This window comes from Thermoflexus sp. (assembly GCF_025055495.1).
GTDB lineage: Bacteria > Chloroflexota > Anaerolineae > Thermoflexales > Thermoflexaceae > Thermoflexus.
In genome coordinates this window covers 1-16485 of record NZ_JANWXB010000131.1, presented here as the reverse complement: position 1 = coordinate 16485, position 16485 = coordinate 1, and the positions used below count along the sequence as shown (strand labels likewise).

The window sequence follows — 16485 nt, the reverse complement described above, 5'->3', positions numbered from 1 at the left end:
TTTAAGGGTGGGGACGGACGCCTTCAGCGTCCGTCCCCACCCTTAAAGCCTCCGGGGGGAAATGAGCTACGTAACCCTAAAAGCACCATCCTCATCGACTTGCCCCATTCGCTATCAGAACATCGATGGCTTTTCCAGCGGTTTAATATTAGTGAGACTTATACGAGAGGTCCATGCCCTTTTCCCGATGGCCGAAGGGCCGCCGGGAAAGGGGCATTCCATATTTGGCGGGAAGGTATAAAATGATCTCAAGTTCAGGCGGGGGTTGTCATGATGAGCGCAACGTCGACTGCTCAGATGGAGACATCAGCGCCTTCCAGAGCGGCTCCATCGACGGAACCTGTGTTCATTCCTCCCATGCCTCGCACGCTGGAGGAAACCGGGCTTACCCCAGCTCTCCTGGCGGACCTGGCGTTGAAAATCCTTTACAACGCCGGTTATCTGACGGGAGGGCAACTGGCTGAACGCCTTCGTCTTCCCTACACGGGAGTGACGGAAGCGATCCTGGATTTCCTGAAACGGGAACAGCTGGTGGAAGTTCAGGGAGCCCGGGGCGTGGGGGAGCAGGCGTATCAATATGCGCTGACCGCACGGGGACGCGATCGAGCCCGAGAAGCGTTAGATCGGAGCCAGTATGCGGGTCCAGCGCCTGTCCCTCTTTCTGCTTATACAGCGGCGATGCGCCGCCAGTCCCACAAGGGGACGCGGGTCACCCCTCGGGTCATGCGCCAGGCGTTAAGCCATTTGATCCTGAACGATCGGGTGTTTCACAAGATCGGCCCAGCGATCAACTCGGGGACCTCGATCTTTCTTTACGGTCCCCCAGGAAACGGGAAAACCTCCATCGCCGAAGCGATCGGACATCGAGTTTTTGGGGGGGCGATCTATATTCCCTATGCGATAGAGGTCGGAGGGTTTATCATCAAGGTCTTTGATGAAGTAAACCACGAGCCGCTCCCCAATCATCGTAGCGGACAGACCGGAGTATTGAAGAGCCCAGCGGACGCCCGGTGGATCCCTGTCCGGCGGCCCTTCATCGTGAGTGGAGGGGAGCTCACCCTAGAGATGCTGGATCTTACATGGAATGAGATCAGCCGCTATTATGAGGCGCCCCTTCAGATGAAGGCCAACGGCGGGGTGTTCCTGATCGATGACTTCGGCCGCCAGCAGGTGCGTCCCCGGGATCTCTTGAACCGATGGATTGTTCCGCTGGAGAAAGGAGTGGACTATCTAACGCTTCATAACGGACAAAAGTTTGAGATCCCTTTCGAGGTGTTGATCATTTTTTCCACCAACTTGAACCCGCGGGATCTAGTAGATGAAGCTTTCCTACGGCGCATTCGCCATAAGATCGAGATCCCGGATCCCACCCCAGCCGAATTCCGGGAGATCTTCCGTCGCACCTGTCAAGCCCGAGGGATCCCGTATGATGATCAGGCACTGGTCTACCTGATTCAGGAATGGTATATCAAGCGCCGAAGGCCTCTGCGGGCGGTTCATGCACGGGATCTTCTTGCACATATTCAAGATATCGCCTCATATTTCAATGTGAGCCCGACGTTAAGCAAGGAACTGATCGATCGGGCATGTGAGGCTTACTTTGTCGAGATGGGTGGAGCCTCAACGGCTTCCTCTCCTCCGAAAGCGGGATAGGGACCTGTAGTGCCTCGGGATGTGGCGTTTTGGGGGTTGGGGTGCGGAGCCGGGGCCTAAGGATACTGGCTCCGCTTTCTTTCCTCTCCCCAAGGCCTTTCGGGTTGCGGGGAGGGGGAAGAAAGAGAATTTTTAGGGTCAGGAAGGCCGCCCTCGGTGGCCTTGCTGGCCCCAAAAGCCCCTCCCCATCAATTACGCAACAAGTCTTCCTCCTTCCCTGCCTGCGTCGCTTCGCGACGCAGGCAGGGAAGTGGGAGAGGCCCATTCGGCCTCTCCCACTTCCTTGCGATCTAGGTGATCTAGAGAGTCCAGGGAAAAGGGACAGGTCCCTTCCCCTCCTATGGCCCAAAAGAGCCATAGGAGGGGGAGAGAGGGGCAAGGTAAAAGAGCTTATCGCTTGCAAGGCGAAAACTACCGAAGTGGTAAGGGATGATCACGATGACCCGCTCCTTGGAAGAGGAATTCCAGCGCTGGCTTCGAGAACGTCGAGAGGCCTATCGGGCCGATCTGGAAGCGGAGCTGCCCCGGCTTGTGGAAGCCCTGAAGGCCATCGGGGTGCAGCGGATCGTTCTCTTCGGATCCGTGGCCCAGGGAAAGGCGGGGCTGGGTAGCGATCTGGATCTGCTGGTAATCTGGGATACGCCGCTGGGGTTTATGGAACGAACCATAGAGCTTTATCGACGTCTGCAACCCCGAGTGGCCGTGGATCTTTTTGTTTACACTCCCGAGGAGATGGCGCGGATGGCGGATCGCCCGTTGATCCGCCGGGCCCTGATGGAGGGAAAGGTGCTTTATGCGGCGTGACCCGCGAGCGGAAGGGCTTCGCTGGTTGGAGCAAGCCGAGGCCGATCGGGAAGGAGCCCGCCTCCTTTTTGAGGGGGGGAGCTATCATCTGGCGTGCTTTATCGCTCAGCAGATCGCCGAGAAGGCGCTGAAGGCATTTCTCTATGCCCAGGGAGAAGAGCTGGTCATCGGCCATTCCGTCGAGGCACTATGCCGGTGGGCCGGGCGTTATGATTCAGAGTTCGAGGCGCTCCGGGCAGAGGTGGCTCCTTTGGATGGTTATTATCTCCCCACCCGCTATCCAAACAGTGTGCCGGACAGCATCCCTGCACGCATTTACAACCGGGCGATGGCAGCCGAAGCGCTACGGATGGCGGATGAGGTTCTGAATCTGGTGCGGCGCAAGCTGCGAGGGGACCCTCTCCCCTCCCTCTGATGTCCTTTGGATGGTCCATGGCCCGTAGATTGCAAAAACTGGAAACATGCTGATGATTCCCCCACGTGGCTCTTTGAGCCGCGGGAAGGGGTTGGCCGCCAATCCTTTGGAGGCCCATCGGCACCGCCGGTTTGTCTTACAGGGGGAAGCTGCTCCAATGGGGAAGAAATCAGAATCCATTCGAGTCGTGGCCACTAACTCGAAAGCCTACCACGATTACCATATCGAGGAGACCTACGAGGCCGGCATCGCCCTCACCGGCAGCGAAATCAAATCCGTGCGGGCGGGGAAGGTTTCCCTGCGGGAAGGATATGTGCTCCCCCGGGATGGGGAGTTGTGGCTAATGAACGTTCACATCGCACCTTACGAGCCTGCCGCGCGGGAGAATCCGGATCCGCGCCGGCCTCGGAAGCTGTTGCTTCACCGGCACGAGATCAACCGCCTGATCGGCAAGGCTCAGGAGAAAGGATATACGATTGTTCCACTGAAGGTTTATCTGAACCCACGAGGGCTCGCGAAGGTGGAGATCGCCCTGGTCAAGGGCAAGAAGCAATATGAGAAGCGACGGGCCATCGCTGAACGCGAGGCCCGCCGAGAGATCGAACGAGCCCTGAAAGGAGGCGATTAGGCGCGTTCCCCGGTGAGCTCAAGCTTGGGGATGGAGCAGGGATTTCGCCGACTTCCCGATTGCTCCGGCTTTCCTGCCTCTATCTGGGATCGGATCGGAATCGCCTGGATCCCCTTCGTGACGTGAGGTAGTGGGGTAGGCGGCGAGGCCGCTCGTTCCACCACCCCAACCTCTGCCTGCGCTTGGGTCTGGCTTAGCGGCCCATGTTCTGAACATGGGCTGGGATTTCTGTGGGGGGAGGCGGGGCCGAGCACCTTCGGCCCCGCACGAAAGGCGGCGGGTTGAGAGGAGAATGAGGCCCCCCGCGACCGAAGAGCGTTTCGGTTTTGGATAGGCTCCAAAAGCGGGATGGGAACAAAATGGGCGTGCGTGAACGCTATAGGGATCTTCCACCTCTTGCGCCGGATCTGCCTCGCCGTCTGGAAAATCTGGAACCTCTATTCCGGCGACATCCGGTGCGTCTGGCGTATCTATTCGGATCCGTCGCTCGGGGTGATCCGAAGGCCGCGGATGTAGATCTGGCTGTGCTCCCGGAGGAGGGATGCTCCATCTTTCCGCTTTATGCGGATCTCTCCATCGCTCTGGGAACTGACCGTGTGGATCTTGTCGACCTGCAGTCCGCGCCCCTGTATTTGAAGCAGGAAATCCTTCAGACCGGACGCTGTGTTTTCGCCCGCTCGGAGGCTGAACGGCAGGTGTTTGAGCAACGAATTCGCGATACCGCGCGAGACACCCGAACCCGGGTCCTGGCCCAGGCCCGTGAATTCCAATGGGGACTCCCAACCATGGCGCTACGATGGGATTTCCTGTGGTCTGCTTTGCTCGAGCTCGAGCGCGTGGCGGATGCGCTGGAGCCTTACCGCGTCCTTACCGCCCATGATCTGGAAACCGATCTTCATCGGCGATGGGCGGCCGAGCGAGGCTTGCTGGCGGGCCTGACGCTGATCTTCCAGATCGCGGATCATATCCTGGTCGCCCGTTTTCACTATGAAGCGGAAACCTATGAGGATCTGCTGCGGGCGCTCCGGCGAGAGGGAGTGATCACCGAAACCCTTTACGACCGATTGCGTGGGGCGGGGGGATTCCGAAACATTCTGGTCCATGAATACGTCCGGATCGATCCCGCACGGGTGGTCGAGTTCCTCGAAAAAGCGCCGGAGGTTTTCCGGCGTTTTGCGTCTGAGGTTCGGACGTGGCTGTCCGAGCTTCCGCACGATGAATTCCCCCGCTGATCTGCCTCCCGCATCCCTGCCCCCCTCCATACGACCTGAAGGGCCCCAGGCAAGGAAATTTCAGCGAGAATTACACAACAAGTCTTCGAGAGGACTGGGGCGCTGTGAGAGCGGCACCCCAGCCTCGCAAGATCGTTCAGGGGACGGGACCATACCACCTGGTCCGACTGGCCCCCAACTGGTATTTAATATTTCCAGGAGTGTCCAGGGGGTGACTGGAGGTTGCCGCCCTGGCTCTGAATTCCGCGCGCGGGGCAAAGAGCTAAGAATGGCCGTCGAGATCTTAAACGAACGCTTTGTCGTCCAAGGGCGCACTCTGGCCTCGATCCGGGAGATCAATCGCCTGCCGGATCCAATCAAGCAGGCGATTTATCGCACGCTCATCCCGGATTTCCTTCTGGAACGGTATGGGATTGATCCCCTTACCCTCAGCGATCCGGAAGGGCGTCCTCTGGTCGTGATGGACGCGCCCCCGGGTGGCCCGGATGTCGAGATCCGGATCTGGCGCCGTCTGGACGATCGGGATCCACTGGTTTACCTGCATTTTGCGGAGACCATGCATAATCGGATCATCGTCCTGCTGTTCATGACAAATGATCCAGAATCCCCGCGCTTTGATGTGGATCGGGACTGGCAGGGGCGGCCGACGAAGTATGGCGTGATGGGCCGGAACATCGAGGCGGAGATCGCAGCGATGCAGTTCGGCCTGGCCCCGGGCCAGGTGAGGAGGGGCTTGCGCCTGACCAAACATATGCTTCCACTGTTCGAGCGTTTCATCGCCCGCCTGGGCCACGATATGTTTCTAGTCGAGCCCCTGGCCTATCATGCGGCGATTCTATTTGAGCGGTATGGCTGTGGCTATATCCGGGGACGGGCGAAAATGGAATGGATCCATCGGGAGTTCCAGCCGGGTGGGGAACTGTATCAGCGGCTGGATGGCTCCACGCCCTTCCGTCAGCCTGGGATGGAGCGAACCGTTCGCGGCCGCTCCTGGGCGATCTATGATGGCATCCTGGGAGAGCCTTTCGATGGCGTTCAAATGTATAAGCGGGTGGGTCATCACGCTGGGATATGCACATTCCCGGATGCGATCTGGTGAAGGGAAAGAAGCTCCCAGCACCCCTTGGTAGAGATAAAGATGCCATGTGCAACTTCTAAGCTCTCCTCGGGGGTTGGGGCTGGGACGCCGCCGAAGGCGGCCCTCAGCCTCACACGATATTTCCCTCCCTCCTCAAGGCCCAAAGGAAGCCTCGAAGAGGGAGGGAAAGGGGGGAGGGGCTTTGCCTGCCTCTCTTGAGAGGGCGACCCCCACGGATTCACCGCCCCAAGTTGCGCATGAGGCGAAAGATCTTTTCAGAGGCTGGGCGGGGGGCCCAAGGCTGCCCGCCCAGCTTCTCAACACAATATGGCGATGATGCGATCGGTCGAATATGGAAGCCCTGTGGCGCGCGCTGCTGATCCTACTTCTCGCCGGGGTCCTGTGGTGGGGAATTGGGTATGTCCTCCGCTTTCGGTGGCCCGGGCTGGATCCGGACCGAGCGCGGCGGATCGAGGCAGCCCTCTCGCTGATCCGCAGCTTGTTGCGGGCTCTTACGGGCGCTGTGGCCATCCTAATGCTTCTCTCCCTGTTCGGCCTGGATCTAACACCGATCCTGACCGGCGCCGGGCTTGCAGGGCTGGTCGTCGGCCTGGCCGCCCAGAGCCTGATCCGGGATCTCCTCGCCGGTCTGGTGATCGTGCTGGAGGGTCCCTTTGGGATCGGCGACACGATCCGGACTGCCGGGCTGATCGGGACGGTAGAGCGGATCACGATGCGGGCGACTTATCTCCGGGATATGGACGGCACGTTGCATGTGATTCCGAACAGCATGCTGGGAGTCGTGAGCAATCTCAGTCGGGATTGGGCCCGGGTGTCTGTCGATCTCCCTGCACCCCGGGAGATGCGGGTGGAGCAGCTGGAGGCGGCTCTCCGATCCGCTGCCAGGGCCCTCCAGCAGGACCCTGAGGCCGCAGGGGATATCCTGGATTCTCCGACGATCACGGGCATCGAGGGGATCGGCGAGAGCACGTTCACGATCCGGGTGGAGGTCCTTACCCGACCGAAGGGTCGCTGGACAGTCGCCCGCCGGTTGCGGTATTATCTGCTGCGGGCCTTGCAGCATCCCGATGGAGAAGAACCCGCAAATCCGGAGGGGGGTTAAATGCGTTCAAGAAGCGCGCGTTTCCTGGCTGTTCTCGTCAGCACGCTGGCGGCTGCCTGCCAGGGAGGGCCGTTCCAGGTGGCCCAAGTGCCGCCTACAGCGACCTTCCCGCCCACCCGCACACCTCGGCCAACGGCGACGGCCACCTTTACCCCGACCATCACGCCCTCGCCGACGGCGACGTTCACCCCAACGCCCACCGAGACACCCACGCCAACCCGCACGCCGACGCGGACTCGCCCTCCCTTCACGCCCACCCCGCGCCCCACGGCCACGCCCACCCCTTCCCCCACACCGGCCTTTGATTTTTATCCGCAGCCAATGTCCGTGGCGCCGAATTGCGGAACCGTCTACATGGAGGGGTATATTCGAGATGCGGCAGGCAACCCGTTGAATGGGGTATGGTATCGCCTGCGGATGTTCTTCCCTTCAGGAAGCGGGTATGAGCAGGTCTGTCTCTCGCCAGGCGATGGAAATTGCGAGGATTACAAGCAGAGCGGCGGCCGCGCGCCCGGGTTGTGGGGTTTCGCTCCCTTGAATCCCGCCGACTATGCAAAGCCGTTCCAGTTCATCATCGACATCGTGGAAAGCCCAGGCAATCCTCGCCCGCTCTCGCCACCTGTCGTGATCAACCACCAGGATTGCAACCAAGCGGGTCAATACGTATTTGATTGGCGGCGCCGCTATTGAGAGCGATACGTGGTGATCTCGTTTTACCGTGATAATCGGGGACGCGCGGGCGGCAGTTTCATCACCAGCGGCTCGTCCCCTTCGAATGAGGACAACTTCTCCCTGCACCCATTCAGGTTGGAAAGAAAGGGGGGTTGAATGTTCGCTCGACGTCAGGTTCTCCGAAGGCTGGCTCTTCTGATGGCGGCGCTGGTTTTCCTCGAGGCATGTCGCCCCACGCCGACTCCAACCCCTGTCATCTCGCGGTTGCCCCCTATCCTGGTAGCGCGCACACCGGAGCCGGGTCAGGAGGTCACCCCTGAGATGCCGCTGCGCTTCGCCTTCAGCGAACCGATGGATCGGGCTTCGGTGGAAGCGAACCTGCGTCTGATCCCTGCCGTTGCCGGCCGCTTCGTATGGGAGGCCGGCGACCGGATCCTCCGGTTCCTCCCCCAGGCTCCCTGGAAACCCGACACCGAATATGAGGTCCGGCTGGAGAACGCCCGGGCCCGCAACGGCCAACCCCTGGCCCGCCCGGTGGCCTTCCGCTTCCGCACCGCTTCTCCCCTCGCCGTGGCCGAGGTGATCCCGGCCCCTGACGCGCGAGATGTGGATCCCCGCGCCCCCGTGACCGTCATCTTCAACCGGCCGGTGGTTCCTCTGCGCAGCGACCTGGCCCCGGGCGATCTCCCGCAGCCCCTGGCCTTTGATCCCCCGATCCGCGGGACCGGCCGATGGATCAACACCAGCATCTACTCCTTCCAGCCGGAGGGAACGTGGGAGGCCGGCCGCACCTACACGGCCCGGGTGGTTGCCGGGTTGAAGGATCTCACCGGCGTGGCGCTGGAAAAGGATTACACCTGGACCTTTACCATCCGCCGGCCCACGGTGCTGGAATACGCCCCCCGGCCCGGTCGACTGATGGATTTGGACCTGAGCGCGCCGATCTCCATCACATTCAACATGGAGATGGATCGGGCCTCCGTGGAGGCGGCGTTTTCCATGCGAGAGGGGGCGGAGGATGGGCCGGCGATCCCCGGACGCTTCGAATGGATCAGCCAGACCGTCATCTTCCGGCCCGCTCAGCCACTGAAGCTGGAGACCCGCTACTTTGTCCGCCTAGAACGGGGCGCGGCGGCCCCTTCTGGGGCTACTCTGGACGGGGCCGTTGCCTGGGCCTTTACTACCCCCGCGTACCCACGCCTCGAGAGCACCAGCCTGAGCCCAGTAGGCCTTAGCCGCCTGGACCCCGGCGACTCGATCGAGCTTCGCTTCAGCTCCGGGGCCATCCGTCCGGAGACCGTCTGGCCGAATCTCCGCTTCGAGCCGCCGATCTCGGTCACCCAGGTGTTCACCAGCTGGAACCCGGAGAGCGGGGTGTTCACCCTCGCCGGTCGCTGGCAACCTGGGACGGCCTACACCCTGACGATCGGCGCGGAGATCGCGGATCGCTATGGAAACCGACTGGATCGCCAGCACACGTTCACGTTCACGGTCAAGCACCTGGATCCGCTGGCGTATCTGAACGTCGGCAGCCCTTATTCCCCGCTGGCCCTCGTGGGCACCTACACGGAGACCACGGCCTTTCTCTCCACCCGAAATCTGAGCCGGGTGGATTTCACCCTGGCTCGATTGAGCCTGGAACAGTTTATCGCCTTGAGCCGGGACCCCGAGGCCACCTTCCATTACACTGCGCCGACAGAAGCGCTGGTGGCCCGCTGGACCTTCACGGTCCCCGAAGTGATCACCGATGTCATTATGCTGAACCGCATCCCGCTGGCGGGTCCGGTCCGCCGGACCCTTCCCACCGGCCTTTACCATCTCCGAATAGACGTCCCTGTTTCTACGGAAAACCGCCCAGGTCGTTACCTGATGGCCGCTGTGGATCTCAACGTGGTGGTGAAGGTGGCCCCTCAGGAGGCTTTGGTCTGGGTCACCGACATGGCCTCCGGCCGGCCGGTCCAGGGGATATCGGTGCAGCTGTTCGAAGCGGATGAAGGCCGGGTGGAAATCCGGGGCGTCCGCGCCACCGGCGCGGATGGGATCGCGCGGTTCCAATGGCCCGAGCCGGTTCCTCTTTGGCGGATGCGGGTGGCGGTGGCCGGAACTCCGGGCGGCCGCTTCGGGATCGGAGCGAGCAGTTGGTCGGATGGGATCGAACCGTGGGTGTTTAACCTTCCAGCGGATTACGAGCCCCCTCGCTTCCGGGTCTACTGGCAGACGGATAAACCCATCTACCGGCCGGGTCAGGTCGTGCATTTTAAGGCGATCGTGCGCGCCGATGAGGACGCCCGTTATACCCTGCCGACCACCCGAACGCTCCCTGTTCTCATCCAGGATCCGGAGGGCCGCGAGGTCTACTCCACGACCCTCATGCTCAATGACTTCGGCACCGCCGAAGGCGCTTTCCCGCTAGCCGAGGATGCGACTCTCGGCCCTTATACGTTGATGGCCGATCTCCCGCCCGGCCTTTATTATCATTCCGTCTCCTTCCTGGTAGCCGCTTATCGCCGGCCGGAGTTCCGGGTGACCCTCACGTCGGAGCGCCCGGCTTACGTCACCGGCGAAACCATCCAGGCGCTGCTGGAGGCCACCTATTACTTCGGCGGCCCCGTGGCGGGAGCGAAGGTGGAATGGACCGCCCGCGCCCGGCCCTATTTCTTCGAATACACTGGGCCGGGGTATTACTCCTGGACCGACTATGATCCCTACAGCGCCTACGAAGGAGAGGGCGAGGAAGTCATCGCCAGCGGCAGTGGGACCACCGACGCGCAGGGCCGCCTGCTCCTCCGCCTTCCCGCGGATCTGGGAAAGCAGGCGGGCAGCCAGACGGTCATCCTGGAGGCCAGCGTCACTGATCCCAACGATAACTTGGTGGCCGGCCGGACGGAGGTGGTGGTCCACGCCGGCCGTTTCTACATCGGCCTGCAGGCTGAGCGTTATGTGGGAGAAGCCGGCCAGCCCCTCACCCTCACGGCGAAGACGGTGGACTGGGAGAGCCATCCGGTCGGCGGCGTCGCGCTGAACTGGACCGCCTATCGGCGGGAGTGGTTCAGCGTGATGCAGGAGACCGACCGCGGGCCGATGTGGACCTGGACCTATAGCGACACGGCGGTGATGAGCGGCACGCTCCGGACCGACGCGGAGGGCACCGGGCGCTTCGCCTTCATCCCGCCGGATCCCGGAACCTATGTGGTGAAGGCGGAGGGCGTCGACGCGGAAGGCCGTCGGGTGCGCAGCGCGGAGTTCGTTTGGGTATCCGGACCGGGAGCAGTGGCTTGGCGTCAGGAGAACAACGATCGCATCGAGCTGATCGCCGACCGACGGGAGTATGCGCCGGGGGATACGGCGACGATCCTGGTTCCCTCCCCCTTCACCGGGACGGTGACCGCCCTCATTACGGTGGAGCGCGGACGCATCCGGCGGGCAGAGGTGCGCACCTTAGAAGGAAACGCACCCACCTTGGCCATTCCCCTCTCCGAAGAGGATGCGCCTAACGTCTTCGTCTCCGTGATCCTCATCCAGGGCATAACGCGGGAGAACCCCGTTCCGGGCTTCAAGATGGGCCTGGTGAATCTCCCCGTGAAGCCCACGCGCCAGACCCTCCGCATCGACTTGATCCCGGATCGGGACGTGGCGGCTGGCGCCCATTATGGCCCCCGCGAGACCATGACCGTCACCGTCCGCACGACCGATGCCGACGGGCAGCCGGTCCCGGCGGAAGTGGCGGTGGCGGTGGTAGACGCCTCGGTGCTGGCCCTGGTGGATCCGAACACGCCGCCGATCGTGGAGGGATTCTATGGTCGGCGTAACCTGTCCATCCTCACCGGGGTCTCGTTGATCTACAACCTGAACCGGGTGACCCTGCGGATCGCGCGGGAACGCAAGGGCGGCGGCGGGGGGATCGCGGAGGCCTTCGGGGAGATCCGGCGGGAATTCCCCGACACCGCCTACTGGAACGCGGTCCTGCGGACCGATGCCAGCGGAACGGCGGTTTTCTCCGTGCGCCTGCCAGACAACCTGACGACGTGGCGCATCACCGCGAAGGGGGTCACTCTGGACACCCGCGTAGGCGAGGCCGCGCTGGATGTGATCAGCACCAAGGACCTGCTGATCCGCCCCAGCGTCCCGCGGTTCTTCATCGCCGGGGATCGCGTGACCTTGGGCGCCGCCGTTCACAATAACACCCCGCGACCCCTCACGGTGACGACACGTTTGGAGGCGAAGGGATTGGCCCTGGAAACGCCTGCCGCTCAGGAGGGAACTCTGCCGCCCGGCGGCATGGCCCGCTTCGAATGGACCGGCACGGTGGAACGGGTCGAGGCGGTGGATCTGACCTTCTATGCGGAGGGCGGCGGCCTCCGGGACGCCACCAAGCCGACCCTGGCTCGTCCGGATGGCATGATCCCGGTGCTCCGCTATGTCAGCCTGGAGACCGTGGCCGCCGCCGGGATGCTGGAGACGCCGGAGCCCCGGCTGGAGATCGTCGCCATCCCACCGGAACCGGAGGTCACTGGGGGGACCATGACCCTGCGGCTCTCACCCTCCCTGGCTGCAACCACCCTGGACAGCCTGGCTTGGCTGCAGCACTTCGAATATGAGTGCACCGAGCAGACGATCAGCCGCTTCCTGCCGAACATCGCCACCTATCAGGCCCTTCTCCGCCTGAACCTGGCGCGTCCGGAGCTGGAAGAGCGCCTTCGGGAACAGATCGCCGTTGGCCTGCAGAAACTGTATGCAGGCCAGCACGCGGACGGTGGATGGGGCTGGTTCACCTCGATGGAGAGCGATCCGCTGACCACTGCCTACGCGGTCTTCGCCCTGGCCCAGGCGCGATCCAGCGGGTTCGCCGTGGCCGATGGGGTCATCGAGCGCGGCGTGGCCTTCCTGCGCCGTTCCCTGGAAGCGCCGGCGGATCTGCCTCCTTGGAAGGCCAACCGGCAGGCCTTCATGCTGTTCGCCATGGCCGAGGCAGGTAGTGGGGATGTCGGCCGGATCGTTGCGCTGTGGGAGGCCCAGAAGGAACAGCTGGCGCTGTATGCCCGCGCCTTCCTGGCGATGGCCCTGGGCCGCGCCCAGGCGGATCATCCGCTGATCCCGACCCTGCTGAACGGCGTGCTGGAGCAGGCCAGCGTCACGGCTACCGGGGCGTTCTGGGAGGAGAAGGGCCTGGATGATTTCAACTGGAACACGGACACCCGGACTTCGGCGATCGCCCTGCTCAGCATCCTGCGTCTGGACCCGAAGAACCCGCTGGCCTTCCAGGCGGTTCGGGGGCTGATGGCTACCCGGCAGGCGGACCGATGGGAGACCACCCAGGAGACCGCGTGGGCCCTGATGGCCCTCACGGAATGGCTGATTCAAAGCGGGGAGCTGGAAGGGAACTACACCTGGACGGCGCGTCTGAACGATCAGGTCCTGGGATCCGGGGCGGTGGATCCAGCTCGCCTTCAGGAGACGGTGACCCTGCGACAGGATGTGGCGGGGCTGCTGCGGGAGGTTGGGAATGCGCTGGAGCTCTCGCGGAGCGCCGGGCCTGGGGTGCTGTATTACACCGTTCATCTGGCCCTGGAGGAACCGGTGGATCGGATTGCGCCGCGCTCGCGAGGGCTGACCCTCAGCCGCCAATATCTCCGGATGGACGATCCGTGTCTAAAGGATCGACGGCAGCCGTGCACCCCGGTCACCTCGGCCCGCGTCGGAGATATCCTGACTGTTCGGCTGACCCTGGTGGTCCCCCGATCGGTGCACCATCTGGTGCTGGAGGATCCCTATCCGGCGGGCGCGGAGGCCATCGATCCCTCCTTGAAGACGTCCCCGACGGTTGGTCAGCCGCCGGAGTTGCGACGGGTGGATCTATCGGATCCCTTCGGTGGCCACGGATGGTGGGGCTGGTGGTGGTTCGGGCATGTGGCCCTCTATGACGACCGGGCCGCTTTGTTCGCCGAGTATCTCCCGCCGGGCACCTATGAATACACGTATCTAATCCGGGCCGGCTGGGCCGGACGGTTCCAGGTGCGTCCTGCCCGCGCATATGCCTTCTATTTCCCGGAGATCTATGGCCAGACGGAGGGAGCCCTGTTCGAGATCACACGTTAAAACTCAAGTCGGCCGGAATGGGTTGGTGGTTCCTCCAGTCCATAGGGATGATTCTTTCCTGCAACATTGCTCGTGGGATGGGAGCTGTCTTCAGAGGGGAGTTGCAAACCGGGGATTGGGATGGCGGGGCAGGCGGTTTTATCGTCCGCCCCGTCATCCCATTTTTCTGACCCCTCTCCAGGCCGTTTCGCGTTGAGGGGAAAAGCCACCTCTTCCTCCCCAACCCGGACCCAGCCGAATCATCCTTAACATGAGGGAGTTAGGCCTTGCATCAACGCTCTTTCGCCGATCGCGTGATCCGGGCCATCAAATCCAGGGCCAATTCCTGAAAGGAACGCTTCAGCTCCACCGGGTCAAAGGGAAGCAACATTTTCACTGGCCAAGCGTTGGCTCGGTCTGGGAAGTCGGCGGCCCGGTTCAACGCGACGGCGAACCAGTAAAGGTCAAAGCCGGGATCTTTTCGAGCGGCCAGCTTCAGCAACCTCTCCACCGGTTCCTGCTGAAAAATGAAATACAGATCAACAGCATCCCGAGGCTCGGCCCGGCCATAGTATGCCAGCAGTTTGTCCACCGCCAGGTCCAGCCAGTCATTCACCCAGACGCCATATTCGGAAAGAACAACCGGTGCCAGCCGATATGGCGCATCCAGAGCAAGCTCTACTCGCAATGTTTCCCCTCTCTCCGCGAGGGTCAGCTCCACAAACGAGACGAAGCGACGTATGACTGAAACTTCCCATCCTTGCATGGGGGCGGTCGCTTCGATCCGCCGGGAGGTGGGTAGAATGAGCGGTTCCTCCGCTGTAAAGAAATCCAGATCGAAGGAAATCCGATGCCCAAGGTAGAATTCGGCCAGCGCGGTTCCGCCGCTTAGATAGAACCGGTCATGGTCAGGCAGGCTGGACCAGAAGGTCAGAAACCGTTTTTGCAAGGGTTGAAGCAAGCCCTTACCCCTGAGCATGGCGGCGTTCCAGGAACCGCTTCCAGAGGGAGTGAAGATGGAGCGGAAGATCCAGGTGGTCCAGCAGCGCTTCCACCTCGTCCAGGTCCAGGGTGCGGATGTCCTCAGCCCGGCCATGCAGAAGGATCTGGCGGATATACCACCGGCGCTGGAAGGGATCTGACAGATCCACGGTGTCCGTGCTCCAGACGATATGACGCGGAGGACGGATACGAGTCATCGTCCTGCCTCTCGGTGCATGATGAGGCCTCCAGCACTGGGGCTGCACGACTCCATCGAATGTATGGTTAACCCAAGTCGTTGCCCATCCCTGCCGTGGCCTTTTGAATCCCCCTTTCCCGGGAAGTAGACCTTCCAACCCGTGAGAGAGCTCCCCATCGCAACTTGGGGGATGGTTATCATGTTACCCCAAGCGCTTGGTTAAGCAGTAGCTCCTCCCAGGATCTTGATAAGGCCATAGCACCTATACAGGTATATCCCTGCCACCGCCACGCCATGCGCCACCCCATGCGACAGATCCGCCGAGCTCTCCTGCGGATTTTGGGGCTAGGGCGCCATCTTCGGCGGCGCCCCAGCCCCAAAAAGATTCAGCTCACGTCCCAAACTCGCACAAGCCAGAGAGCGAACTGACCGAGGGCGGGAAAGGGCTTGAGCTCTCTTGCCCTTACTCTCTTCGTTACACGGCAAAGCGGCGTGGGAAGCAGCACGCGTTCCGAGTATGAGCCAAAGATTTTTCTCCTTCTTCCCCATGGCCATAACGCCGCGGGAAGAGCGGGGAGAAGCAGGTCTATTGACGGGCTCCCAATTCCACAACTCCCAAAAATTACTAACATCTCCTTAACATAGATTTTACATAGAATTAATGCAAAGATGAAAATCGTCCGGTATGATCTCGCCCGGACGTTACATGAAAGACAGTTCATGCGAGAAGCGGGATCGAAATCTCAGCGATCCGTTTTCCTATGGCGGGCTTGAGGGCGGGATGGGCCGCCCCGTGAAAAATTCTGCAGGAGCGGTTGGATTAGATTCAATGCATGAAGTTGTCCGTGGCATGTAAAATAAAAATTCAGGAGGCAAGAGATGAAAACGATACAAGTCTTATTGCGGCCGATCTCCATGCTGATGATTGTGGCGCTCGTATTGGCTGGATGCGGCGTCCAGCAGCCCAGCGGTCAGTCCGGTTCCGAGAGCGATCTGGTCAAGGCCGCCAAACAAGAAGGGATGCTCACCACCATCGCCCTGCCGCACGATTGGTGCAACTACGGTGAGATCATCCAGACCTTCAAGACCCGATACGGTCTGCATGTCAATGAGCTGAACCCGGACGCGAGCTCGGCGGAAGAGATCGAGGCGGTGAAGGCCAACAAGAACAACAAGGGGCCTCAGGCGCCGGACGTATTAGACATCGGGTTCGGATTCGCACCGCAATTGATCGCTGAGGGTCTCGCGATGCCTTATAAGGTTTCCACCTGGGATACGATCCCTGATAACTTGAAGCATCCAGATGGTTACTGGGTGGGAGGTTATTACGGCATCCTGGGATTTGAGGTGGCCGTGGATTTTGTTAAGGAAGTGCCACGGCGTTGGTCCGATCTGCTGAAGCCTGAATACAAAGGCAAGGTTGCGCTGGCTGGGGACCCGCGCGCATCGAACCAAGCGATTATGTCGGTGGCTGCGGCTGCGTTGGCGATGGGTGGCTCTTTTGAAAACCCGATGCCTGGCCTGGAGTTCTTCAAGAGGCTCAACGAAGTAGGGAATTTCGTGCCGGTGATCGCCAAGGCGGCGACCATTGCCAGCGGCGAGACCCCAATCGTGATCCGCTGGGA

At 61.7% G+C, this 16485-nt stretch carries 12 protein-coding genes; 10 read left to right on the top strand and 2 right to left on the bottom strand.

Going from position 1 to position 16485, the window contains the following annotated elements; genetic code table 11:
• Window positions 1–273: 273 nt before the first annotated feature.
• The 9 genes from NZM16_RS04610 to NZM16_RS04570 all read left to right on the top strand — a co-directional run bounded on the left by NZM16_RS04610 (window position 274) and on the right by NZM16_RS04570 (window position 13701).
• Window positions 274–1653, top strand: a complete 1380-nt coding sequence (locus NZM16_RS04610; RefSeq protein ID WP_295478906.1) for an AAA family ATPase — start codon at window positions 274–276, stop codon at window positions 1651–1653.
• A 438-nt stretch (window positions 1654–2091) separates the two neighbouring features.
• Window positions 2092–2457 carry a nucleotidyltransferase domain-containing protein gene (locus tag NZM16_RS04605; protein ID WP_295450109.1) on the top strand — a complete coding sequence of 122 codons (366 nt, stop codon included), beginning with the start codon at window positions 2092–2094 and terminating at the stop codon, window positions 2455–2457.
• On the top strand, window positions 2447–2872 hold the full coding sequence (locus NZM16_RS04600) for a HEPN domain-containing protein (RefSeq protein WP_295450112.1): 426 nt from the start codon (window positions 2447–2449) through the stop codon (window positions 2870–2872). Before NZM16_RS04605 ends, NZM16_RS04600 begins: the two co-directional genes overlap by 11 nt.
• 157 nt (window positions 2873–3029) lie before the next feature.
• Window positions 3030–3500, top strand: coding sequence for an SsrA-binding protein SmpB (gene smpB, locus NZM16_RS04595; protein ID WP_295450115.1), 471 nt, complete (start codon window positions 3030–3032; stop codon window positions 3498–3500).
• Window positions 3501–3859: 359 nt separating this feature from the next.
• Window positions 3860–4732 carry a HepT-like ribonuclease domain-containing protein gene (locus tag NZM16_RS04590; RefSeq protein WP_295478903.1) on the top strand — a complete coding sequence of 291 codons (873 nt, stop codon included), beginning with the start codon at window positions 3860–3862 and terminating at the stop codon, window positions 4730–4732.
• A 268-nt stretch (window positions 4733–5000) separates the two neighbouring features.
• Window positions 5001–5831 carry a hypothetical protein gene (locus tag NZM16_RS04585; protein ID WP_295478902.1) on the top strand — a complete coding sequence of 277 codons (831 nt, stop codon included), beginning with the start codon at window positions 5001–5003 and terminating at the stop codon, window positions 5829–5831.
• 331 nt (window positions 5832–6162) lie between these two features.
• Window positions 6163–6933: a mechanosensitive ion channel family protein gene (locus NZM16_RS04580; RefSeq protein WP_295478899.1), complete on the top strand. Its 771-nt coding sequence runs from the start codon at window positions 6163–6165 to the stop codon at window positions 6931–6933.
• Window positions 6934–7623, top strand: coding sequence for a hypothetical protein (locus NZM16_RS04575; protein ID WP_295478896.1), 690 nt, complete (start codon window positions 6934–6936; stop codon window positions 7621–7623).
• Window positions 7624–7761: 138 nt separating this feature from the next.
• A complete protein-coding gene (locus NZM16_RS04570; RefSeq protein WP_295478893.1) occupies window positions 7762–13701 on the top strand; it encodes an Ig-like domain-containing alpha-2-macroglobulin family protein in 5940 nt (1979 codons plus the stop codon).
• Window positions 13702–13972: 271 nt separating this feature from the next.
• On the opposite strand, the gene NZM16_RS04565 is transcribed toward NZM16_RS04570, so the two are convergent.
• Window positions 13973–14659 carry a nucleotidyl transferase AbiEii/AbiGii toxin family protein gene (locus NZM16_RS04565; protein ID WP_295478891.1) on the bottom strand — a complete coding sequence of 229 codons (687 nt, stop codon included), beginning with the start codon at window positions 14657–14659 and terminating at the stop codon, window positions 13973–13975.
• Window positions 14646–14879: a hypothetical protein gene (locus tag NZM16_RS04560; protein WP_295478888.1), complete on the bottom strand. Its 234-nt coding sequence runs from the start codon at window positions 14877–14879 to the stop codon at window positions 14646–14648. The genes NZM16_RS04565 and NZM16_RS04560 overlap by 14 nt, the downstream gene beginning before the upstream one ends.
• A gap of 902 nt (window positions 14880–15781) precedes the next feature.
• Here NZM16_RS04560 and NZM16_RS04555 point away from each other — a divergent pair.
• Window positions 15782–16485: ABC transporter substrate-binding protein (locus tag NZM16_RS04555; RefSeq protein WP_367281007.1), on the top strand; the 704-nt coding region annotated here is incomplete at its 3' end.